At 64.4% G+C, this 21,330-nt stretch carries 23 protein-coding genes and 1 pseudogene; 13 read left to right on the top strand and 11 right to left on the bottom strand.

Features of this window, described 5'->3' with window-relative positions:
• Positions 1-60: 60 nt before the first annotated feature.
• On the top strand, positions 61-564 hold the full coding sequence (locus FJ423_RS28925) for a hypothetical protein (RefSeq protein WP_181164935.1): 504 nt from the start codon (positions 61-63) through the stop codon (positions 562-564).
• Positions 565-653: 89 nt separating this feature from the next.
• Here the strand turns inward: FJ423_RS28925 and FJ423_RS28920 are convergent, their stop codons facing one another.
• The 8 genes from FJ423_RS28920 to FJ423_RS28885 form a co-directional block, all read right to left on the bottom strand.
• Entirely contained in the window at positions 654-3,323 is a 2,670-nt protein-coding gene (locus FJ423_RS28920) for a nitrate reductase (RefSeq protein WP_140846302.1), read from the bottom strand.
• A gap of 3 nt (positions 3,324-3,326) precedes the next feature.
• Positions 3,327-3,656: a nitrite reductase small subunit NirD gene (gene nirD, locus FJ423_RS28915; RefSeq protein WP_140846331.1), complete on the bottom strand. Its 330-nt coding sequence runs from the start codon at positions 3,654-3,656 to the stop codon at positions 3,327-3,329.
• A 5-nt stretch (positions 3,657-3,661) separates the two neighbouring features.
• Complete coding sequence (nirB, locus tag FJ423_RS28910; RefSeq protein ID WP_140846301.1) at positions 3,662-6,112, bottom strand: nitrite reductase large subunit NirB; 2,451 nt, start codon at positions 6,110-6,112, stop codon at positions 3,662-3,664.
• A 16-nt stretch (positions 6,113-6,128) separates the two neighbouring features.
• Positions 6,129-7,430 carry a nitrate/nitrite transporter gene (locus tag FJ423_RS28905; RefSeq protein ID WP_140846300.1) on the bottom strand — a complete coding sequence of 434 codons (1,302 nt, stop codon included), beginning with the start codon at positions 7,428-7,430 and terminating at the stop codon, positions 6,129-6,131.
• 64 nt (positions 7,431-7,494) lie between these two features.
• Entirely contained in the window at positions 7,495-7,671 is a 177-nt protein-coding gene (locus tag FJ423_RS28900; protein WP_140846299.1) for a twin-arginine translocation signal domain-containing protein, read from the bottom strand.
• A 320-nt stretch (positions 7,672-7,991) separates the two neighbouring features.
• Complete coding sequence (locus FJ423_RS28895; RefSeq protein WP_181174939.1) at positions 7,992-9,218, bottom strand: CmpA/NrtA family ABC transporter substrate-binding protein; 1,227 nt, start codon at positions 9,216-9,218, stop codon at positions 7,992-7,994.
• A 2-nt stretch (positions 9,219-9,220) separates the two neighbouring features.
• Positions 9,221-9,823, bottom strand: coding sequence for an ANTAR domain-containing response regulator (locus FJ423_RS28890; RefSeq protein ID WP_140727844.1), 603 nt, complete (start codon positions 9,821-9,823; stop codon positions 9,221-9,223).
• Positions 9,824-10,012: 189 nt separating this feature from the next.
• Positions 10,013-11,506, bottom strand: a complete 1,494-nt coding sequence (locus FJ423_RS28885) for an ATP-binding protein (RefSeq protein WP_140846297.1) — start codon at positions 11,504-11,506, stop codon at positions 10,013-10,015.
• A 216-nt stretch (positions 11,507-11,722) separates the two neighbouring features.
• On the opposite strand from FJ423_RS28885, the gene FJ423_RS28880 reads away from it, so the two are divergent.
• Positions 11,723-11,977 (top strand): hypothetical protein, encoded by a 255-nt coding sequence (locus FJ423_RS28880; protein ID WP_140846296.1) that lies wholly within the window; start codon positions 11,723-11,725, stop codon positions 11,975-11,977.
• Between the two features lie 313 nt (positions 11,978-12,290).
• Here FJ423_RS28880 and FJ423_RS28875 read toward each other — a convergent pair whose 3' ends face one another.
• Entirely contained in the window at positions 12,291-12,776 is a 486-nt protein-coding gene (locus FJ423_RS28875) for a hypothetical protein (protein WP_140846295.1), read from the bottom strand.
• 188 nt (positions 12,777-12,964) lie between these two features.
• On the opposite strand from FJ423_RS28875, the gene FJ423_RS28870 reads away from it, so the two are divergent.
• A complete protein-coding gene (locus FJ423_RS28870) occupies positions 12,965-13,330 on the top strand; it encodes a RidA family protein (RefSeq protein WP_140846294.1) in 366 nt (121 codons plus the stop codon).
• Positions 13,331-13,448: 118 nt separating this feature from the next.
• Positions 13,449-14,687 (top strand): amidohydrolase/deacetylase family metallohydrolase, encoded by a 1,239-nt coding sequence (locus tag FJ423_RS28865; RefSeq protein ID WP_140846293.1) that lies wholly within the window; start codon positions 13,449-13,451, stop codon positions 14,685-14,687.
• Between the two features lie 203 nt (positions 14,688-14,890).
• Here the strand turns inward: FJ423_RS28865 and FJ423_RS28860 are convergent, their stop codons facing one another.
• A complete protein-coding gene (locus FJ423_RS28860) occupies positions 14,891-16,681 on the bottom strand; it encodes an NAD(P)/FAD-dependent oxidoreductase (protein ID WP_140846292.1) in 1,791 nt (596 codons plus the stop codon).
• 40 nt (positions 16,682-16,721) lie between these two features.
• Between FJ423_RS28860 and FJ423_RS28855 the strand changes: the two are divergent.
• Positions 16,722-16,995: pseudogene (locus FJ423_RS28855) on the top strand (winged helix-turn-helix domain-containing protein); the annotation flags it as partial.
• Between the two features lie 251 nt (positions 16,996-17,246).
• On the opposite strand, the gene FJ423_RS28850 reads toward FJ423_RS28855, so the two are convergent.
• Entirely contained in the window at positions 17,247-17,846 is a 600-nt protein-coding gene (locus tag FJ423_RS28850; protein ID WP_140846291.1) for an invasion associated locus B family protein, read from the bottom strand.
• Positions 17,847-18,019: 173 nt separating this feature from the next.
• Here FJ423_RS28850 and FJ423_RS28845 point away from each other — a divergent pair, with 173 nt between their 5' ends.
• From FJ423_RS28845 to FJ423_RS28810, 8 genes are all read left to right on the top strand, one after another.
• Positions 18,020-18,199, top strand: a complete 180-nt coding sequence (locus FJ423_RS28845; RefSeq protein WP_140846290.1) for a hypothetical protein — start codon at positions 18,020-18,022, stop codon at positions 18,197-18,199.
• A 108-nt stretch (positions 18,200-18,307) separates the two neighbouring features.
• Entirely contained in the window at positions 18,308-18,604 is a 297-nt protein-coding gene (locus tag FJ423_RS28840; RefSeq protein WP_224630328.1) for a hypothetical protein, read from the top strand.
• Between the two features lie 129 nt (positions 18,605-18,733).
• Entirely contained in the window at positions 18,734-19,201 is a 468-nt protein-coding gene (locus FJ423_RS28835) for an NUDIX hydrolase (protein WP_140846289.1), read from the top strand.
• Positions 19,202-19,346: 145 nt separating this feature from the next.
• A complete protein-coding gene (locus FJ423_RS28830; protein ID WP_140846288.1) occupies positions 19,347-19,670 on the top strand; it encodes a metalloregulator ArsR/SmtB family transcription factor in 324 nt (107 codons plus the stop codon).
• Positions 19,667-20,071 (top strand): SRPBCC domain-containing protein, encoded by a 405-nt coding sequence (locus FJ423_RS28825; protein WP_140846287.1) that lies wholly within the window; start codon positions 19,667-19,669, stop codon positions 20,069-20,071. Before FJ423_RS28830 ends, FJ423_RS28825 begins: the two co-directional genes overlap by 4 nt.
• Before the next feature lie 78 nt (positions 20,072-20,149).
• Positions 20,150-20,542, top strand: coding sequence for a VOC family protein (locus tag FJ423_RS28820; RefSeq protein WP_095769284.1), 393 nt, complete (start codon positions 20,150-20,152; stop codon positions 20,540-20,542).
• Positions 20,543-20,581: 39 nt separating this feature from the next.
• The gene (locus FJ423_RS28815) at positions 20,582-20,815 is read left to right on the top strand and encodes a hypothetical protein (RefSeq protein ID WP_095769283.1); all 234 of its coding nucleotides are present in this window, start codon (positions 20,582-20,584) and stop codon (positions 20,813-20,815) included.
• Positions 20,815-21,258, top strand: a complete 444-nt coding sequence (locus tag FJ423_RS28810) for a DUF1801 domain-containing protein (RefSeq protein ID WP_181174937.1) — start codon at positions 20,815-20,817, stop codon at positions 21,256-21,258. Before FJ423_RS28815 ends, FJ423_RS28810 begins: the two co-directional genes overlap by 1 nt.
• Positions 21,259-21,330 lie beyond the last annotated feature (72 nt).

The raw sequence follows: 21,330 nt of genomic DNA, 5'->3' as shown, positions 1-21,330 counted from the left end.
GCGGCAACGACATGCACAAAATAAGCGGCTCATCCCTGTCGCATCGGAGAGGCACCCCTTATGGCCGAGCGTTCGCGTGCTGCTGCAAACAGTCCCGCCGACGATGACCCTCGTCTTGCGTTCATCTACCAGGAGGCGGTGAGAGGTCTCACCCATCAGCAGACCGTGGTGGAGAACATGAGCACCCGCGCCGGGAGCCTGATCTTCGCCACAGCATTCGCGAATTCGCTGCTCGGCGGCGCGGCCCTTTCCGACGGGCTCGGGCTTTGGGAATGGATTGCGGTGTCGCTGCTGTTCAGCATCGGCGGGCTCATCGTCTTCATGCTTTGGCCTTACCACCAATACTCATTCCGCTTCGATCCGGAAGAACTGCTGCATCAATATGTCGATGGCGACGGGCCGGCATCTATGTCGGCGATGCACCGCGCCCTTGCTCTTCGCATCAAGGCGGACATGGCCGCCAACTGGCGAATCATCCAGCGCCTGCGGGTGGCTCTGCAGATCGCGCTGCTCTTTCTGTTGCTCGACATTCTGGCATGGCTCTTGGCGATCGCGGGCGTCTGAGCCAAAACCGCGCTGTAGCCTTATGCGGGACCAGTGCAGAAAGACCCGGAGTAGAACGTTTCGATGCCGGCGACGGCGACACGCATGGGTTACTCGGCAGCCTGCACACGGCGGGCGTCGATGATCGCCCTGATCTCCGAGCGGCATGAGCCGCAATTGGTGCCCGCGCGCAGCGTCGAGCCGATCGCTTCGAGGCTGTCGCATCCCGCGGCGACCGCCGAAGCGAGCTGGTTGGCGCCGACATGGAAGCAGGCGCACACGACGCGCCCGATCGCAGGCATGGGCACCGGCGAGCGACCGGACAGAAGCGCGTGCCTGTCTGTAGCCGAGAGCGGCTGGCGCGTGGCGAGCAACGACACCAGCCAGTCGCGCATGGGCAACTGGTCCGGAGCGGCGACCAGCAGGGCTTCGGCCATGGCGCCGCCTTCGTCGATGGCGGCGGCGCGATAGGCGAGCCCGCGACGGTCGGTGTATTCCAGGAGCTGATCCCGTCGCCGCGCGCCGAGCAGCTTGCGCGCCAGGAGAATGCCCTGGTCCGGCGGCTCGGTTCCGGTGAGCTCGTAAACCCATCCGCCCTCGACAGCATGCCGGCTCCAATGGACGAAACCGGTCGGCCTGAGATCGCGCCGCGTGATGAGCACACCCGCCCATCCAGTGTCTTCCCGCACGATTCTCATTGGAACATGCTTGAGCTCCGGCTGGCCGGAATGCGGATCGGTGACCGGCGAGGACAAGAGGCCGGCTGCTGCCCTGGCCGCGAACTGACCGCTCCAATGCATGGGCATGAAGGCTTGGCCGCGCCGCTGTGCGTCGGCCACGCGCACCCTGGCGCGGACGAAGCCGAAGCGGGTTGAAAGATGAGCGAGGTCGCCATCCTTGAGCTGATGCGCCGCCGCGTCCGCCGGATGGAGGTCGACTGCGGGCTCCGGCGCGTTCGCCATCAAACGCGGCACGTTTCCGGTGCGCGTCATGGTGTGCCACTGGTCGCGCAGCCGGCCGGTGTTCAAGGCAAGCGGATAGTCCGCGTCGACCGTGAAGGCCGTCGCCTCCTGCCGCACCGGCACGAAACGCGCGCGGCCGTCTTGTGTCGGGAAACGGCCATCGGAGAAAAGTCTCGTCTGCTGCTCGTATCGCTCCGACGCGGGCCAATGGCGCGGCGCGAAGGCGGAATAATCTTCATCGCTGAGATCAGCCACACCGCCAAGGTCGAACAGACGCTTGCCGTCGTTCTCGAAGGCGGAGAGCGCTGCATGCTCGCGGAAGATCGCGGCCGGCGTCCGGTAGGCGAAGGCCTCGCCAAAGCCCATGCGCGCGGCGACCTCGCAGATGATACGCCAGTCGGCTTTCGCCTCGCCGGGCGGCGGCAGGAACGGCCGCTGGCGCGAGAGGCGCCGTTCCGAATTGGTGACCGTACCGTCCTTCTCACCCCAGGCGGCGGCCGGCAGCAGCACGTCGGCATAGCGCGTGGTGTCGGTGCGGGTCACATCCGAGACGGCGACGAAATCGCATTTGGACAACGCAGCGCGCACAGGCGAAGCGTCGGGCATCGAGACTGCGGGATTGGTGCCCATGACCCACAAGGCCTTGACGCGGCCGTCCGCGACCGCCTGGAACATGTCCACGGCTTTCAAGCCGCCGCGCCGCGCGGCGTTTGGCGCATTCCAGAAGCGGGAAACCCGGTCGATATTGGCCTCGTCCCCGAAATCCATGTGCGCGGCGAGCTGGTTGGCCAGCCCTCCGACCTCGCGCCCACCCATGGCGTTCGGCTGCCCGGTGACCGAGAACGGCCCCATGCCGGGCCTGCCGATGCGGCCGGTGGCGAGATGGCAGTTGATTATGGCGTTGACCTTGTCGGTCCCGTGCGCCGACTGGTTGACGCCTTGGCTGTAGACGGTCACCGCTCGCTCGGTCTCGACGAAGAGATCATAGAAGGCCTGGACGTCGGCTGCCGCCAGCCCGCAGCCCTTTGCCACGCGCGCGACCGACGGCGCATCGGCACCGGCCAAGGAAGCTGCGGCATCAAGGCCCGAGGTACTCTCGCGGATGAAATCGGCATCGATCTTTCCGGCCTGCATGAGATGCGCAAGCAGCCCGTTGAACAGCAGCACATCCGTGCCCGGATCGAGCGCCAGATGCAGGTCGCATTCGTCGGCGGTTGCGGTGCGGCGCGGGTCGATGACGACGATCCTGGTTCCGCGTTCCTTTCGCGCCGCGAGCATGCGCTGATAGAGCACCGGATGGCACCATGCGGTGTTGGAGCCGGTGAGCACGATGAGGTCGGCGCACTCGAAATCCTCATAGACACCGGGAACGAGGTCCTCGCCGAAAGCGCGGCGATGACCGGCGACGGACGACGCCATGCAGAGCCGTGAATTGGTGTCGATATTGGCCGAGCCGATGAAGCCCTTCATCAGCTTGTTGGCGACGTAATAGTCCTCGGTGAGCAACTGGCCGGAGACATAGAAGGCGACAGAGTCCGGGCCGTGCTCGGCTACAGCCTGCGAGAATTTCGCGGCCACAAGGTCGAGCGCTTCGTCCCAGCTCGCCGGCCTGCCGCCGATTTCCGGCTGCAGCAAGCGGCCTTCGAGGCCGAGCGTCTCGCCGAGAGCCGAACCCTTCGAGCAGAGCTTGCCGAAATTGGCCGGATGATCGGGGTCGCCGCGGACGGTCGTCGTGCCGTCCGCGGCGACCTCGGCGAGCACGCCGCAGCCCACCCCGCAATAGGGGCAGGTGGTCCTCACCTCGCGTGCCTCTTGCATGCCTCAGGCCGCTTTCGAGGCCAGCGCTTCGAGCGCGATGAACAACCGTTCGCCCTCGACCTTGACCGGTATAGTCCGGACCGAACCTTCGTCGGCGCCAAGCGCCTTGCCTGTCTCCAGCGAAATCACCCAATTGTGCAGCGGGCAAGTCACGGCAGCGCCATGGACGATGCCCTGGCTGAGCGGCCCGCCCTTGTGCGGGCAGTGGTCGTCGATGGCAAACACCTTGTCGTCTGCCGTGCGAAAGACGGCGACCTTGCCTTGCGGTGTCGCCACGCAACGCGCGCCGCGCGGCGGAATATCGGTGATGGAGCCGATGGCGATCCAGTTCATATTGGTCACTCCGCCGCCTCCGCGAACCCGACCGACGCCATCGGCCTGAACTCATGCTTGTCCTTGCCGGAGACGCGCTCCGACCACGGATCGACCTGCGCGAATTTTTGGCTGAAGACGAAGCGGTCGAAGAGCGTCCTGCGGCGCTCGGCATCGTCCAGGATCTGCTTCTTGATCTCGGCGGTGCCGATCCGCTTGGCCCATTTGTAGATGCGCTCCAGATAGCGGGCCTGCTCGCGGTACATCTGGACGAGCGCCACGATCGCCTCCAGCGCCTCGTCCTCGGTCTTCACCAGCCCCAGCACTTCCGTGCCCTTGATGTCGAGGCCGGCAGCGCCCGCGAAGTGGATCTCGTAGCCAGAGTCGACGCACACCACGCCGACATCCTTGCAGGTCGCTTCCGCGCAGTTGCGCGGGCATCCCGACACCGCCATCTTCACCTTGGCCGGCGTCCAGGAACCCCACATGAACTTCTCGATGCGGATGCCGAGCCCGGTCGAATCCTGCGTGCCGAAACGGCACCAGTCCGAGCCGACGCAGGTCTTCACCGTGCGCAGGCCCTTGGCATAAGCATGTCCGGAGACGAAGCCCGCCTTGCCGAGATCGGCCCATACCGCCGGCAGGTCTTCCTTGCGGATGCCAAGCATGTCGATGCGCTGGCCGCCCGTCACCTTGACCATCGGGATATCGAACTTGTCGACCACGTCGGCGATGGCGCGCAATTCGCCGGCGCTGGTCACCCCGCCCCACATGCGCGGCACGACCGAATAGGTGCCGTCCTTCTGGATGTTGGCGTGCACGCGCTCGTTGATGAAGCGCGACTGGTAGTCGTCGGCATATTGGTCCGGCCAATCGCAGACGAGATAGTAGTTGAGCGCCGGCCGGCATTTTGCGCAGCCGCAGGAGGTCTTCCACTCCAGCTCCTGCATGACGGCGGGGATCGTCTTCAGGCCCTTTGCCTTGATCAGGCGCCGCACGTCGTCATGGCCAAGGCTCGTGCAGCCGCACATGGGCTGCACCGCTGCCGGATTGTAGGCCTCGCCCAGCGTGAGCTTCAGCAGCTGCTCGACGAGACCCGTGCACGAGCCGCACGAGGCCGAGGCCTTGGTGTGGGCGCGCACGTCGTCGAGGCCGGTCAGCCCCTTGGCCGTGATCGCGCCGGTGATCTTGCCCTTGCAGACGCCGTTGCAGCCGCAGATTTCCGCATCATCCGCCAGTGCCGCAACGGCCGCCAAAGGGTCCGAGGAAACGCCTCCCTGGAACGCCTGGCCGAAGATCAGCGTGTCGCGCATCTCCGATATGTCGGTCGCCTTCTTTTTGAGGTCGTTGAACCAGGCGCCGTCGGCCGTCTCGCCGAACAAGACGGTGCCGATGATGCGGTTGTCCTGCAGCACGACGCGCTTGTAGATGCCGGCGGAGGCGTCGCGCAGGATGATCTCCTCGCGGTCGTCGCCGTCGGCGAAGTCGCCCAGCGAATAAAGGTCGATGCCGGTGACCTTGAGCTTGGTCGGCGTGTCGGAGTGGACGAAGCGCCTGTCCTCACTGTCCGTCAGTTTGGCTGCCGCCACCCGTGCCATCTCGTAGAGAGGCGCGACCAGCCCGTAGACATGGCCGCCGACCTCGGCGCATTCGCCGAGCGCCATGATGGCGGGGTCGGAAGTCCGCATGCGGTCGTCGACGACGATGCCGCGATTGACCTCGAGCCCAGCCTCCTTGGCTAAAGCGGTGCTCGGCCGGATGCCGACCGCCATCACCACCAGCGTCGCCGGAATGATCGTGCCGTCCATAAGCTCGACACCCTCGACCTTGCCGTTGCCGACAATGGCCTTGGTGTTGGCCTTGGTCACGACCTTGATGCCGCGCGCCTCGACGGCTTTCTGCAAAAGGTAGCCGGCGGCGGGATCGAGCTGGCGCTCCATCAGCGTGGGCATGACGTGCAGCACGGTGACGTCCATGCCGCGCTCTTTCAGGCCGGCCGCGGCTTCGAGGCCGAGCAGGCCGCCGCCGATGACGACCGCCTTGGCGCGCGACTGCGCGGCAAGCAGCATGGCGTTGACGTCGTCGAGATCGCGATAGCTGAGCACGCCGGGCAAGTCCTTGCCCGGAACCGGAATGATGAAGGGGACCGAGCCGGTGGCGATGACCAGCCTGTCGTAGCTCTCGGTGACGCCGTGGTCCGAGGTGACGGTCTTGGCCTCCCTGTCGATGGCGACGATCCGGTGGCCCTTGTAGAGGGTGATGCCGTGCTTGATGTACCAGCCATCGCCATGGATGACGATCTCCTCGAACGCCTTCTCACCCGAAAGCACCGGCGACAGCATGATGCGGTCGTAGTTCACGCGCGGCTCGGCGTTGAAGATGGTGACGGCGTAGCGGTCGGGCGCGGCCTCCAGCAGGTGCTCGAGCATCCTGCCCGGCGCCATGCCGTTGCCGATGATGACGAGTTTCTCGGTCATGTCGCTCTGCTCCGATCTATTCGGCGGCGTAGGAAAGAGATGCGTTGTTGACGGCGGCGGCGCGCTCCATCCGGCGGATGGTGACGTGCATCCAGACCAGGCAGGAGACGACGATGAGGAAGAGCAGCATGAAGCAGCTCGACCAGACCCCGGTGAGATCGTTCAGCGCGCCGAAGGCGATCGGCAGGATGAAGCCGCCGAGCCCGCCGATCATGCCGACGACGCCGCCGACCGCGCCTACGCTCTGCGGATAATAGGCGGGGATGTGCTTGTAGACAGCCGCCTTGCCGAGGCTCATGAAGAAGCCGAGCACGCAGGCGACGGCGATGAAGGCGAGCGGGCCGATCTCGAAATGGAAGGGGATCGGCCCGCTGATGCCGCGCACGACATAGTCTGCCGAGGGGAGAGACAGAACGAGGGTCGCGACGGCACAGACGCTGAAGGTCCAGTAGAGCACGGTGCGGGCGCCGATGCGGTCGGAAAGCACGCCGCCATAGGCGCGGAAGATGCTGGCGGGGATCGAATAGGCGGCGCCGATCATGCCGGCGGTGGCGATGCCGAAACCGTAGACGCCGATCAGGTAGCGCGGCAGCCAGAGCGACAGCGCCACGAACGCGCCGAAGGAGAAGAAATAGTAGAAGGCGAAGCGCCAGACCCGCAGGTTCTTCAGCGGCGCGAATTCCTGCCAGAAGCTTCTTGCGGGCGCAGCCTTGCCGGCGCGGCGCTCGCGGATGACCGGATCGTCGCCGGTGGTGAACCAGAAGATGGCGGCCATGACGACCAGCGCCGCGGCCCAGATCAACGCCACCGACTGCCAGCCCCAGGCGAGCAGCACGAAGGGCGCCAGGAACTTGGTGACAGCGGCGCCGACATTGCCGACGCCGAAAATGCCGAGCGCAGTGCCTTGTTTTCCGGCCGGGAAGAAACGCGAGACATAGGCGACGCCGACGGCAAAGGAGCCGCCGGCAAGGCCGACGCCGAGAGCGGCAAGCAGCATCTGACCGTAGGTGTGGGCGAAAGCGAGCAGGAAGGTCGCGATCGCCGCGGCGAGCATGGTCGCTGTATAGACCAGGCGTCCGCCATAGCGGTCTGTCCAGACACCGAGCACCATGCGCACGAGCGAGCCCGTCAGGATCGGCGTGCCGACGAGCAGGCCGAACTCGGTCTCGTTCAGGCCGAGCTCCTGCTTGATACGCACGCCGATGATGGAAAAGATCGTCCACACCGCAAAGCACACGGTGAAGGCGATGGTGGACATCACGAGCGCCTGCCTGGGAGCATTATCCTGGCTGGGCGAGGCTGGGAGGTTTGCAGTCATGGTCGGCTCCGGTTTGCGGCGTGGGAGGCACCGCGCGTTGTGTTGATCAGAGGCGTGGCATCGGTCAGTGCGGCGAGGCCGGGACTTGCACACTCACTTGCGGGCTTTTGCCTTCGGTTTGGTGATTGGCGGGAAAGAGCAGGAGCGCGGCAGTGAAGAGAGCCGCGGTCAGCGCGCTGCTCGCCAGGAAATCGCGACGGGTGAAATCCTTGAGCAATGTCGTTGCGATCCGTTTGGTCATCGTCGTCTCCGGTCCAAAACGAAAAAAGCCGCCGTCCAGGCCTCGCGCGTCCGTACATCCGGGATCGCGCATTGACCTGAGCGGCAGCTTTGCCTGTGGCGCCCGCCATTGGACGCCTGTTCCATTGCCCGCGAACGGGCTCGATTATTCCAAAGCACGAAGCGTGCCAGTTTCGCTCGAAAGCTGAATTTCAAGGAAAATCAATGCAGTGGGAGTTTTGACCTTCGACCGGGCCGAGCGGCGACGCGGTCAAACATTGATCAATGGCACAGGCATTGCGCATAAATTTTGTGCAATGCACAAGAATGGCGCGCAAATGATCAGGCGCGCCGCTGGCCGGCAATATAGGCGTCTATCCGGTCCGGATCGAAGATCTGGCCGTCGAAAAATCCGTCGGGGCCAAGGACCAGGCTTGCGCCCGCTGAGCCGACCGGCGTTGCCATCCTCAGCGCGCCCTCCACCTTGGCATTGGCGCCTGGCAAGGCGACGCCAAGCGGCCTCAACGCCGCGCGGTAGAGATCGGGCCGATAGCAGTCGCGGGCGATGGCGAGGTTTTGCGGCGTATGCGGCAACTGCCCCCAACGCACCATCTGCGTGTAGAACCAGAGCGCATGACTCTTCCAGGGAAAGTTGGCCGCCTTGTCGAAGGGCAGGAAGAAATCCTCCACGCGCCGTGCCGCGCCCCCGCCAAGTTGAAGCTGCCCGGTCAGGGCCGGCATCTGGATCGCCTCCGGCTGGCCGAGGAAGTCGGGCCTCGCCATCAGCGCCGCCAGTTCGCCGCGGTGTGCCGGATCCTGGCACCAGCGGGCGGAGTGATGCAGCGCCCTCAGCAGCGCCGCCAGCGCGTCCGGGTTCTCTTCGGCCCACATCTTGCGCACCCCGATCACCTTTTCCGGGCTGTTGCGCCACAGCAGCGCCTTCACGGTGACGATGTGGCCGGTGCCTGCCGCGACGGCGGCGCTGTTCCAGGGCTCGCCGACGCAATAGCCGTCGATGCGGCCGGCGGCCAATGCATCGGCCATGAAGGGCGGCGGCACGATGACGATCTCGATATCGCGGTCGGGATCGACGCCGCAGGCGGCGAGCCAGTAGCGCAGCTCATAATTGTGCCCGGAATGCGGATGCACGACGGCGAAACGCAGCGGTTCGCGGCCGGCGGCCGCCCGCTCGCGGATCAGTGCGCCGAGCGCTGCTCCGGCGCGCGCCGGATCGAGGTCAGGTGCTGTGCCATGCGCCGCCATGCCTTGCCACACCGCATTGGAAACAGTGACGCAGTTGCCGCCGAGCCCGAGCGAGAACGGCACGATGGTCTCGGAAGCAAGCGGCGTGAGGCCGAGGCTGCAGGCGAGCGGCATCGGCCCGAGCATATGGGCGACATCGAAGTGGCCGATGGCGATGCGGTCGCGGATATTGGCCCAGGAGGTCTCGCGATGCAGCTTGAGCTCGATGCCCTCGCGCGCGGCAAAGCCCATCTCGCCGGCTGCGACCAGGACGGCGCTGTCGAAGAGCGGCATGAAGCCGGCGGTGATCTGATGCGCTGCCGACATGCTCATTCGCCCTCCAGCGGTCCCAGCAATCCCGCCGCCGTCACCAGGCTCTGGGCGATGTCGGCGATCTTGCGGTTCTGGTTCATGGCCGTCTTGCGCAGCAGCGCATAGGCCGCCTCCTCGCTTAAGCCCCGCGACTTCATCAATATGCCCTTGGCCCGGTCGATGACCTTGCGGTTCTCGAGCTCGCTGCGCGCCTCCTCCAATTCGCGCGCCATGCGCGAGAAAGCATTGAAGCGACTGATCGCCATGTCGAGGATCGGCTTGATGCGTTCCTTCTTCAGCCCGTCGACCACATAGGCGGATACGCCGGCATCGACGGCTGCTTCGATCGAGGCCTGGTCGGAGCGGTCGACGAACATCGCGATCGGCCGCTTCACCACGCGCGACAGCTGGAACATGTTCTCCAGCATGTCGCGGTTGGGATTTTCCAGATCGATGACGATGACGTCCGGCTCGATCTCGGCGATGCGCCGGGCGATGCCGGCGACGTCATGGACGACCGTGACATGGCGATGGCCGGCGTCCCGCAATCCGGCCTCGATGATCGAGGCACGGATGCGGTTCTCGTCGATAACAAGGATGGTCAACGAACCGGCGGACATGCGCCTATTGTGCAGGCCGGGCGGAATTGTGCAATGCGGCAATCGACTGCGATTGTTCCCGGCCGCTTTCAGGCGCGGGCTGCGACGCTACCACGCCCAACTCTGCGTTGCTGTTACGGGCCGGGGACATTATCGGCGTCCCATCGTGCGCCGCTTCGCTATATCCGCACAATCGAGCTGCAGCCGTAATCACACCCCCAGGCTATCCTGCTCCAAGGCATTCGGATCACCTGGCGCCGTCGCCCAGGCGAGCTCGACCAGCGTCACCGTGCGCCGGCCGGCGCCGTCGACCTGGCAGACGATGAGGCCCTGCTCCTCGATATAATCGAGCAGCCGGCGCGCGCGGCGCAGCGAATGCGAACCGTAAGCCCGCGCGATCGCCGCGTCGCTCGGGCAGGGCCAGCCTTCCTTGGCGGCGCGCGCGATCATCATGAACACGCCCTGCATGTCTTCGGGCAGCAGCGAGGCGCGCACGGAAACGTCGCGCCAAGCGTCGTCCTCGGCCATGTCGGAGCCGACGCCGGCGCGGGCGCGCGTCAGCATGCGGCGGAACTCCGAAAGGTCGGGCACGACCGAAGCGAGGCCCTCGATGCGGCAGCGGACCACGAACTCCTGGTAGAGCACGCCGATGACGCGGAACCCCGCATCCGGCTCCGCCAGGATGGCGCGCAGTATGCGGTCCATCCGCTCGCGCCGCTCTGCTAGGTCCTCGGCGCTTGGCTGCGGTTCCATCGGCTCGGGGCGAATGTCCAGCGGCGCGGCCTTGGCCGCCATCAATTGGTCGAGCAGGTCGGGCGAAGGCCGGCGCATCGGCCTGACCGTCTCCGGCGGCGGCGCGGCAAGAATGATCGCGCGCGCATCTTCGAGCGCGGCTCCCGGCATCGGCATCAGCCGCGGCGTACCGTTGCGCGGACTGGTTTCGGTCTGGCCGATGCGCACGCCGAGCGGACGGCGCGACAAGGCAGGACCGAGCGCCATGAAATGCCCGCGCTCCAGGTCGCGAAAAGCTTCGGCCTGACGCCGTTCCATGCCGAGCAGGTCGGCGGCGCGCGCCATATCGATGTCGAGGAAGGTCCGGCCCATCAGGAAGTTGGAGGCTTCCGCCGCGACGTTCTTGGCGAGCTTCGCCAGCCGCTGCGTGGCGATGATGCCGGCAAGCCCGCGCTTGCGGCCGCGGCACATCAGATTGGTCATGGCGCCCAGCGAGAGCTTGCGTGCCTCGTCCGAAACCTCGCCGGCGGCGGCGGGCGCGAAGAGCTGCGCCTCGTCGACGACCACGAGCATTGGGTACCAATGGTCGCGCGCGACCTCGAACAGCCCGCCGAGGAAGGCCGCGGCCCGCCGCATCTGGTTCTCGGCATCGAGCCCTTCGAGGTTGAGCACCGTCGAGACGCGGTGGATGCGCGCCCGCTCGCCAGCCGCCTGCAGGCCGCGCTCGGTATGTTCCTCCGCGTCGATCACCAGATGGCCAAAGCGTTCACCCAGAGACACGAAGTCGCCTTCCGGGTCGATGATGGTCTGCTGCACCCAGGGCGCGCTCTGCTCCAGAAGACGGCGCAGCAGATGCGACTTTCCCGAGCCCGAATTGCCCTGCACCAGCAGGCGGGTCGCCAGCAACTCCTCAAGGTCGAGGGCCGCCGACGCGCCTGCGCTCGTCTGCCCCATCTCGATTGCAACGGTCATATTTCGACTCGGATCGTCTCCCTGCGCGCGACGGGCTTATCAACCCGAGCGCGGTGCGTCGAGCTTACGCTGCCGCTAGCCAGCAGGTGTCCACATCTAGGCTTGAATCAAGGGCAGGCTGTCGCCAGCCCCACTGGTCGGACCACCATTTTGCTGGCACATTCCAACCGTTGGCGTATCATCTTTTGCGGGAGGGTTCATGGCAGGAGGAGGCCGATGAACGTCGCTGCGGAAGTGCCCGTCATAGATCGGACGGTGCAAGACCTTGTTTCATCTGCTCTTTCGAAATTTCGCGCCGGCGATACCGTCTCGACCCGGGCGATGCTCGACGCCATACGCCGATCCGACCCGGCTTGCCAGGACAGTGACGACCATCTCATCGAACTGATCGTCATGGCCGCCGTTGGTAAGACCATGGGCGTCGTGTTCGACCACCGCTCGCCCGATGAGCGGTTGCCGCTTCTGTCCTAGCGAGCTCGTCGGCTGAAGCCTCCCTAACGTCGTCATCCACGGGCGGAGCAAGGAGCGAAGCGACGCGCGCAGACCCGAGGATCCATTCCGCGACTTCGAAGTGTCGCAGCGGTGCAGACTTCACTCGGGATTGCGCCGTTGCGATGATATTCTGGAACCATCCCGCTCTTCGACAGTCGTCAGGGAATGGATTCCAGGGTCTGCGCGCGTCGCTTCGCTCCTTGCTTCGCCCTAGAATGACGACCAACTGGCGCTTCGGCTAAACTCCACAATGGAACGATTTTGCCAACGCAGGCTGTCCGACAGGCCCCGCCTAGCTGCCCAGCGGATGCGGCATATAGCCGACAAAGCCGGCAATCTTCCAGCGTCCGCCCACCTTGCGGCAGAAGTAGAGCGTCTGCCATTTGAGCCGGTCGACGCCGCCGTCGGCCTTGGCGACCGAGCCGTCGAACTTCTTGTGCAGCACCGCGCGGTGGCCGTCGACGTCGATGTCGCGCATGTTGGTGACGCGAAACAGCGCTTCGCGCAGTGGCTCGGCGAATTTCGTCGCCGCGGTTTCCTTGGCCTGCCGCAGCCATTCGTCGCGATAGACCTCCAGCCGGGGGAACTGCAGCCGCCAGGCATCTGCATTGGCAAGGAAATGCGCATGCATGCCGAAGAAGCTTTCCGCGATGAAATCGTCCTCGACCATCGACCAGTCCTGACCGAGGAAGGCGTCGATATCGCGCCGCACCAGCATTTCCCACAGCGCGTGGCGGTCGGCATCGCCTTCCGGAAACGGATTCTTGTCGAAGGTCATGCCGATCTCCCTCATATGCGCGGCCGATTTCAAGCCGCGTCGAGCGCAAGATGCTCAGGCTTCTGTAATAAAGCAACATGGATTTCGAAAGAATGTTGCTTTCCGACATTGGCTCTAGGAGGATCGTGCCGACAGGCGTAGACGGCTATGTAACCCCGGTTCCCGTCGTCGATTGAAGGAGGCTCCCCTTGTCCAAGCAGTGCTTTGGGAAATCCCACGTTCCGCTCTCGCCCGCCGTCCGCGCCGGCGATTTCGTCTATATTTCCGGTCAAGTGCCGGTGGGCAGCGACGGGCTCGTGATCAAGGGCGGCATCGCCGAGCAGGCCGAGCAGGTGCTGCAGAACGTCAAAGCGGCCCTGGCGCTCGCCGGCTGCACCATGGACGATGTGGTGAAGACCACCGTCTGGCTGGAGGACGCGCGCGATTTCGGCACATTCAACACCGTCTATGCAAAACATTTCCCGAAGGATCCGCCAGCGCGGACCACGGTCGAATCGCGCCTGATGATCGACATCAAGATCGAAGTCGAAGCCGTCGCCTATCGGCCGGTCTGATCGCCCGCTCGGATCGCTTGAAACAATTCCAGGAAAAGTGCTTAGCGGTTAGTTCGGCGACTTCGCCGTACCTTCCGTCCGGAATTGCGTGAAACGAACAAACAAAGCGATGGCACCGATGCAGTTCGATCTCCTGATCAAGGGCGGGCGCCTCATCGATCCCGCATCGGGCCTGGACGCGCCACGCGATGTTGCCATTGCCGATGGCCGCGTCACCGCGATCGACGCCGCCATCAATGCCGAGGCGGCGAGTGAAGTCGTCGATGCCAGGGATTGCATCGTCACACCCGGCCTGATCGACCTGCACAGCCACGTCTATTGGGGCGGCACCTCGCTCGGCGTCGACGCCGACCGGCTCGCCGCCAAGAGCGGCACCACCACTTTCGTCGATGCCGGCAGCGCCGGCGCCGGCAATTTCCTCGGCTTCCGCCGCCATGTCATCGAGCGCTCGAAGGTCCGCATCCTCGCTTACGTCAACATCTCCTTTGCCGGCATATTTGGCTTCGCCAAAACCGTATCCGTCGGCGAATGCGGCGATCTCAGGCTTTGCGAGCCGCGCGAGACGGTGGCTGCGGTGCGCGAGCACGCCGATGTCGTCGTCGGCGTCAAGGTCCGTTCCGGCAAGCATGCCGGCGGCTCGAGCGGCATCGCGCCTGTCGACCTCGCGCTCGAAGCCGCCGACAAGGCCGGCCTGCCGCTGATGGCGCATATCGACGAGCCGCCGCCCGGCCGCTCGGAAGTGCTGCCCAGGCTGCGCCGCGGCGACATTCTCACCCATTGCTTCCGGCCTTTCCCCAACGCGCCGGTCTTTGCCTCCGGAGCGGTGCGGCCGGACATGCGGCTGGCGCGCGAGCGCGGCGTCATCTTCGACATCGGCCACGGCATGGGTTCTTTCGACTTCGAGGTGGCGAAGGCGATGCTTGCCGAGGGCATCGCGCCCGACGTCATCTCCAGCGACGTGCATCTCTACTGCGTCGACGGTCCGGCCTTCGACATATTGGTCTGCATGTCGAAGCTCATGGCGCTCGGCATGCCGTTGGTCGAGGTGCTGCGCGCGGCGACGCAGCGGCCGGCGGAGGCGATCGCAAGGCCGGAACTCGGCACGCTGAAGGTCGGCGGCACCGGCGACGTCGCCGTGTTGAAGCTGCAGCCCGGCCGCTTCACTTTCGTTGACGCGGTCGGGACGTCACTGGTCGCGGATCAGCGGCTGGTCTCCAACGGCATCGTGATCGGCGGCAAATGGTGGCCGAACGAATCGCCCGACGACAACGAGACGGAGCGCTTCGAGGCCCATGCGCAACATACGCATGTGGATGTGGCGGCGAGGCATTTTGGCCCCTCATCGTCGTCATTCTAGGGTGGAGCGACGCGAAGCGGAGCGCAGACCCTAGAATCCATGCCGTGACTGTCACCGAAGAATGCAGCGGTGCAGAATGGGGCTCGAGACGCCCGGCGAAGAATCGCCTCCTGTCCGCTTGCGCACGTCACGAAGATCACGGCATGGATTCTAGGGTCTGCGCCGCGTCGCTTCGCTCCTTGCTCCGCCCTAGAATGACGAAGCTAGGATCGCGCATTACTCGGCTCCCCATACACCGGCGTCGCTATCCCCTCCATGCGCGCCTTGAGCTGCAGCGCCACATATTTCGAGTAGAACCTCGACAGCGCCAGATTGCCGCCGTGGAACCATAGCGCTTCCTGCGCCGTCGGCTTCCACATGTTGCGCAATTCGCCCTGCCAAGGACCCGGATCGCCCTTCACGCCGGAGCCGAGGCCCCAGCACGGACCTACCTTGTCGGCGACCTCGCGCGAGACGATTCCCGCAACTGTCTCGTTCATCGACTGATAGCCGGTGCAGCAGACGATTGCGTCGGCGGCGAGTTCGCTGCCGTCCTCGAACAGGATGCCGTCCGGCGTCAGCGACTTGATGCCTGCGCCGCTTTTCACCTGGATCTCGCCGTTCAGGATCAACTCGCAAGCGCCGACATCGATGTAATAGCCCGAGCCTGTCCGATAGGCTTTCATCAACAGTCCTGTCTCGTCCTCGCCGAAGTCGATGGCGAAGCCGCTGTTGCTGAGGCGCTGGTAGAAATCCGCATCGCGCGCCCGGATCACATCATAAAGCGCCCGCTGGCCCTTCGGCACCAGCGCGAAGGGCGTTGAGGCGACGATCATGTCGGCCTTGTCGGTGGTGATGCCGCGCGCCAGCGCCTTTTCCGAGAAGATCTCGAAGCCGATATCCATCAGCGTGTCGGACTTCACCACCGTCGTCGGCGAGCGCTGCACCATGGTGACCTTGGCGCCCGCTTCCCACAGATCGAGGCTGACATCGTGGCCTGAGCTTGCAGCACCGATCACCGCCACGCGCTTGCCGCGAAACTTCTCGCCGGTGGAATATTGGCTGGAATGCAGAAGCTCGCCCTTGAAGCTGTCGGCGCCCGGCAGCTCGATCTGCCGCGGCGGGCCGTAGGCGCCGGTAGCGAAGACGATATGCTTCGGCTTCAGCGTGATGCGCTGGCCGACGCGGTCGACCACCACGGTCCAGACTTTTTCGGCCTCGTCATAGGCGGCGCTGATGCATTTGGTGGCGACCCAGTAGTTCAGCTCCATGACGCGGGTATACATCTCCAGCCAGTCGCCCATCTTGTCCTTGGGCGTGAAGACCGGCCAGTTTTCCGGGAACGGAATGTAGGGCAGATGATCGTACCAGACGGGATCGTGCAGCACGAGCGAGCGGTATCGGTTGCGCCAGGAATCGCCGGCGCGCGCGTTCTTCTCGATGATCAGCGTAGGGACGCCGAGCTGGCGCAGCCGGGCGCCGAGCATGATGCCGCCCTGCCCGCCGCCGATCACCAGGCAATAGGGCTGCTCATGCACGCCGAGATCGCGCGCCTCGCGTGCCCGTGCTTCCGCCCAGGTCTCGCGGTTCGGGTCGGCCTTGTGGCGGATGCCGAGTGGCCGCGCCGGCCCCTTCCGTTCCTCGAACCCCTTGAGTTCGCTCATCGCCGTGAACAGCGTGCGGCAGCGGCCGTCCTTGAGCCGCAGGATCCCCTCGCCGCGCGCCACCGCCGTCTCGAATGTGAACCAGGCCTCGACGGTGCCGTCGTCGACGCTGGGCTCTCCGGACAGCCGCCAGTGCGAGGGCTGCGCCAAGTGGAGCGTGGCCTTGAGCATTTCGCGGATCGCCGCCTGCCCCTCCATGGTCTTGATATTCCAGGTGAAGGTCAAGAGATCGCGCCAGTAGCAATCCTGCGCAAAGAGGTTCGTCGCCGCCTCGATATCGCCGGCCTCGAGCGCCCGGCCGAATGAGCCGAGCCAGGTTGCCGCCTGTTGCGATGGTGCGATGTCGAGCATTTTTCTTCGTTCCCTTTTTGTTCGAATTCTTTTATCCTTTTCGGTCGACCTTGTGAAGCGCATCGTCACGGTCGAGGAAGGAAGTGAAACTGTCGCCCAAGGAATACGATATCCTGCGCATGCTCGTGCAATATGCCGGCAAGGTGCTGACCCATCAGTTCCTGATGAAGCAGATCTGGAACGACTCGACCGACGTCCAGTATCTCAGGGTCTATGTGCGCCAGCTGAGGCAGAAGATCGAGAAGACACCGGACCAGCCGCGCTACATCATCACCGAGACGGGCGTGGGATACCGTTTGCGCAAGGTTGAGTAGCTGAGGCAAGCCGTGCTGGTTGGCCGAAACCTTCCAACTTCGTCATCCCTGGGCGGAGCAGCCGCGAAGCGGCGTCGCGGAGACCCTGGGATCCATTCCGTTACCTGGATTGTAGAGCGCAGCGGCGCAGAATTCTGCACCGTGAGCAGCGCTCCTATGTCACGGAATGGATCCTCGGGTCTGCGCGCGTCGCTTCGCTCCTTGCTCCGCCCGTGGATGACGAAGCGTTCAGCCGGCCGGTCTTCGACAACCTAGTCCGCCGACAGGTCCGCCGTCCGCGCCAGCGCGCTGCCGAAGCCATTGAGCGAGATGGTGAAGGAGATCGGCTGCGCAGTGTCGGCCGCCGTGGCGTTGACCTTCAGCGTGGTGCCGTTCTGCAGCAACGGCGAGATATTGGCGTCGAACGTCACCGGTACCAGGCAACCTACCGCCTGGCAGGTGTTGAACTGCAACGTGCCGTCCAGCTTCTTGTCGTCGATTTCGAACGAGATCCCGTTGGCCAAGGCGAGCCCGAAGGGCAGCGCCAGCGTGCCGGCGGCGTCCTGACCGGTCTTGGTCGCCAATTCGATCGCCAGCAGCCGCTGGCCGCTCTGCTTGTTGAACTGCTGATGCGACAGGCTGCAGACCTTGTTGGTGCCGGTGACCTGGCAGTTTACCGTCCAGTCGCCATGCGTCTCCGACAGCGCCGAGGCGCCGCCCGGCAGCTGCGGCTTGGCCGCTGCGTCGCCTGACTGAGCGGCCGCGGGCGCCACCTTGTCGGCCTTATTTTGCGCGGCAACTCCCGCTGCCGGCAAACCGGCAATGCAGGCAGCTGCCAGCATCGCCGCGAGATACGCGTATTTCGTCCTCATGAGATCCCTTCTTAGCCGCCGCCCGCGTCAGCTGGAAGCTGACCTTCAGAGACGCGCTGACCGCATTCTGCTTGATCGTTTGCCCAAAGGCGTCGTCGTACCTGACAGCCAACCCGACGCCGTTGACGCCCTCGAGCTCCAGCCCGGCGCCGACCCGATAGAGGGGCGAATCGATGGCTTCCGTCAAGTGCAATGCCGGATTGCCGGGCAGATTCTCGGCGGCGGCGAAACGCCCCTCGATCTCCCACTGCTTGGTGGAGAACTCGACGCCGGCCTTTCCGCAGAGGCGGGAACTGGCGATGGCGCTGACCGGGATGTCGGCCCCGATCTCCAGCGCCGGCGTCGCGGCATAGCCAATCGCCCGGCTTCGGTGAGCCGCATCACGTTTCGCGGTTACCCATGGCGCTATTGGCTGCCCGCATTATATGAAATGCATGGTTTTTTGTATGGGAGCCGCGCGGATGCTTCGTCACAGTCTGTCTGTTCTTGCAGGCACAGTGCTGGCGGCCTCGGTTTGTCTGATTGCGCCGTCTTATGCGCAGATCGTCATCCCGACGAATCGCAACGCATTGGTGCAGCAGAATGAGCTGCAGCAGTTGCAGAACAGGTTGCAGCGGCAGCAGTACCAGCAGCAGCAGCAAATCTATCGCGAACTCGACCGGCCGGCCCCGCCCAGGAGCCAGCCCGATGTGCCGATATTTGAAAGGACGTGCCGGATGGAAGCGGTCGGCAACACGATTTCCAGAGTTTGCCGCTGACATTTTGTTTTTTTCAATTTATTAGCCGACTTACTTGCTGGCAAAATGCCGGATTGCAAGGGCGGCGCTTTTAGGGTTTTTGCCGCGCAGATAGCGTGCGGCAAAACGCTGCTCTCACCGGAATTTGGGATGGCAACAACCAAGAAGAAAGCAGTTCGCAAAGCCAAGAAGGGCCAACGCATCCGCCAGGTGGCGGCCATTCCGTATCGGTTGCGAGAGGACGGCAGCTTGGAAGTGCTGCTGGTCACCTCGCGCAGCACGCGGCGCTTCATCGTGCCGAAGGGCTGGCCGATGAAGGGCAAGAGCGGGCGCAAGGCGGCAATGATCGAAGCCCGGGAGGAAGCCGGCGTGCTCGGGAGGACGCTGAAGCAGCCTGCCGGCACCTATTCCTATTGGAAACGCATGCCCGACGGCTTCATTCGGGTCGACGTTGTGGTCTATCTGCTCGAGGTCGCCGAGGAGCTTGTCGACTGGCAGGAAGCCGCGAACCGGCAGCGCGCATGGCTTCCGGCGGTCGACGCCGCCCTGCTCATCGACGAACCGGACCTTTCCACGCTGCTGAGGGATTTGACCGTTCCGTCAGCAAACGCGGCATAAGCAACCATCTTTTCAGTGCCGTCCGGCCGTACCGGCGTGCCGGCCCACGGCCGCGGCTTCAGGTGCGCGTCCTCATTCGCTGCTTGACTCATGCATATCCCAATGGTTATACGTCAATCAATAGCCACTGGGTTATCGGTTAAAAATGACGACCGCGCATGACATGCTGTTCAGGACGCTCGCCGATCCGACGCGACGCGCCATCTTCGAACGCCTCTGCCGTCACGGCGAGCAGACGGTCGGAGCCCTGACCGCCCAGGCCGGGGTGTCGCAGCCGGCGGTATCGAAGCATCTGGGCGTCCTCAAGGAGGCGGGACTGGTGCGCGACCGCCATGAGGGCCGCCAGACCCATTACAGCGCCCAGCTCAAGGCGCTCGCGCCGTTGATGGACTGGACGCGCCACATGGCGGGGTTTTGGGAAAGCCGCTTCGACGATCTGGAAGACCTGCTCAAAAGGATGGATCAATGAATGAGGCCGCAACGCGCTCCGTCATCGTCGAGCGCGAGATACCTTTTCCGCCGGAAAAGATCTGGCGCGCGCTCACCCAACCGCATCTCATCGAGGAGTGGCTGATGAAGAACAGCTTCAAGCCGGTCGTGGACCATCGCTTCAACATGAGCGCCGAATGGGGCGGCGTCGACTGCCAGGTGCGGACGGTCGAGCCCAACCGGACCCTGTCCTACAGCTGGGACACCAAGGATCTCGAGAGCGTGGTCACCTGGACGCTCACCCCGACGGGCAAGGGCACGCGTTTGCGCATGGAGCAGGTCGGCTTCCGCACCGACCAGGAGCCGTATTACCGCGGCGCCACGGTCGGCTGGAAGCGCAACTTCACGGCCCTGGAGCAGCTGCTTTCGCGGATCGATTGAAGTCCGCCGAAGCCTCAAAAGACAGACACGGTCCCAGCGGGGCGGCAAACCGCTAGCGTAAGCAATGGAGGCACCGAAATGAAGATCAAGCTGACCAGCATTTATGTCGACGACCAGGAAAAGGCTCTTGGCTTCTATACCGAAATTCTGGGCTTCACCAAGAAGGCCGACTTCACCAATGGGCCGTTTCGCTGGCTGACTGTCGTTTCGCCTGACGATCCGGACGGCACCGAACTGCAGCTGGCCCTCAACGACAATCCGGCGGCAAAGACTTATCAGCAGGCCATCTTCAAGCAAGGCCAGCCGGCGCTGATGCTGTTCACCGACGACATCAAGAGCGACCATGAGCGCATCAAGGCCAATGGCGGCAGTTTTGCCATGGCGCCGACCGCGGTGACCGGCGCGACCATCGCGCAGCTCAACGACACCTGTGGCAACCTCATTCAGCTTTCGCAACTGGCGCACTGGTAGAGAGCTCGATCCGTATCGTCATTCGCAAGGGAGGTTATATTGAACTGGAGCAAGTGGATCAGGCAGCTTCACCGCTGGCTTTCGATCATCTTCACCGTCACCGTCATTGCCAATTTCGCTGCCATGGCCATGGGCCCGCCGCCCGCCTGGATCGTCTATTCGCCGTTGATTCCGCTTTTCCTGCTGCTGTTCAGCGGCCTCTATATGTTCGTGCTGCCCTATGCCGCCAGATGGCGCGGGGAGCCGGCGGGCGAGCGCACGGGATCGGCCTGATGGCAAAGACGAAATCGAAGGCTGCCGGATCCGCGGACGCCAAACCTGTCCTGCTTTCGGGCGGAAACCCGCAGATCGCCAAGGGCTATGGCGATGCTCCGGTGCAGGCCTATATCGCGGCGATGCCGGGCTGGAAGAGCGAGGTCGGACGCCGGCTCGACCAGCTCATCACGCAGGCCGTCCCTGGTGTGCAAAAGGCCGTCAAATGGAACTCTCCCTTCTACGGCATGGAAGGCGAAGGCTGGTTCCTCGGCATCCATTGCTTCGCCAAATACATCAAGGTGGCGTTCTTCCGCGGCCTGTCGCTGAAGCCCGTGCCGCCTGTCGAATCCAAGAGCAAGGACACACGCTATTTCCACATCCACGAGAACGAGCCGATCGACGAGGAGCAGTTCGTCTCCTGGGTGAAGCAGGCAAGCCAGCTGCCCGGCGAACGGATGTAAGCGCACGAAAAATCAAGCGCCATCTCCCCGAAAGGGCCATGGTGGCGATCTCTTATTCAGCATCGAGGAGAA

This window comes from Mesorhizobium sp. B2-8-9 (genome assembly GCF_006439475.1).
GTDB lineage: Bacteria > Pseudomonadota > Alphaproteobacteria > Rhizobiales > Rhizobiaceae > Mesorhizobium.
The sequence above is the reverse complement of the archived record's forward strand: the minus strand, read 5'-3'. Positions and strand labels throughout refer to the sequence as shown.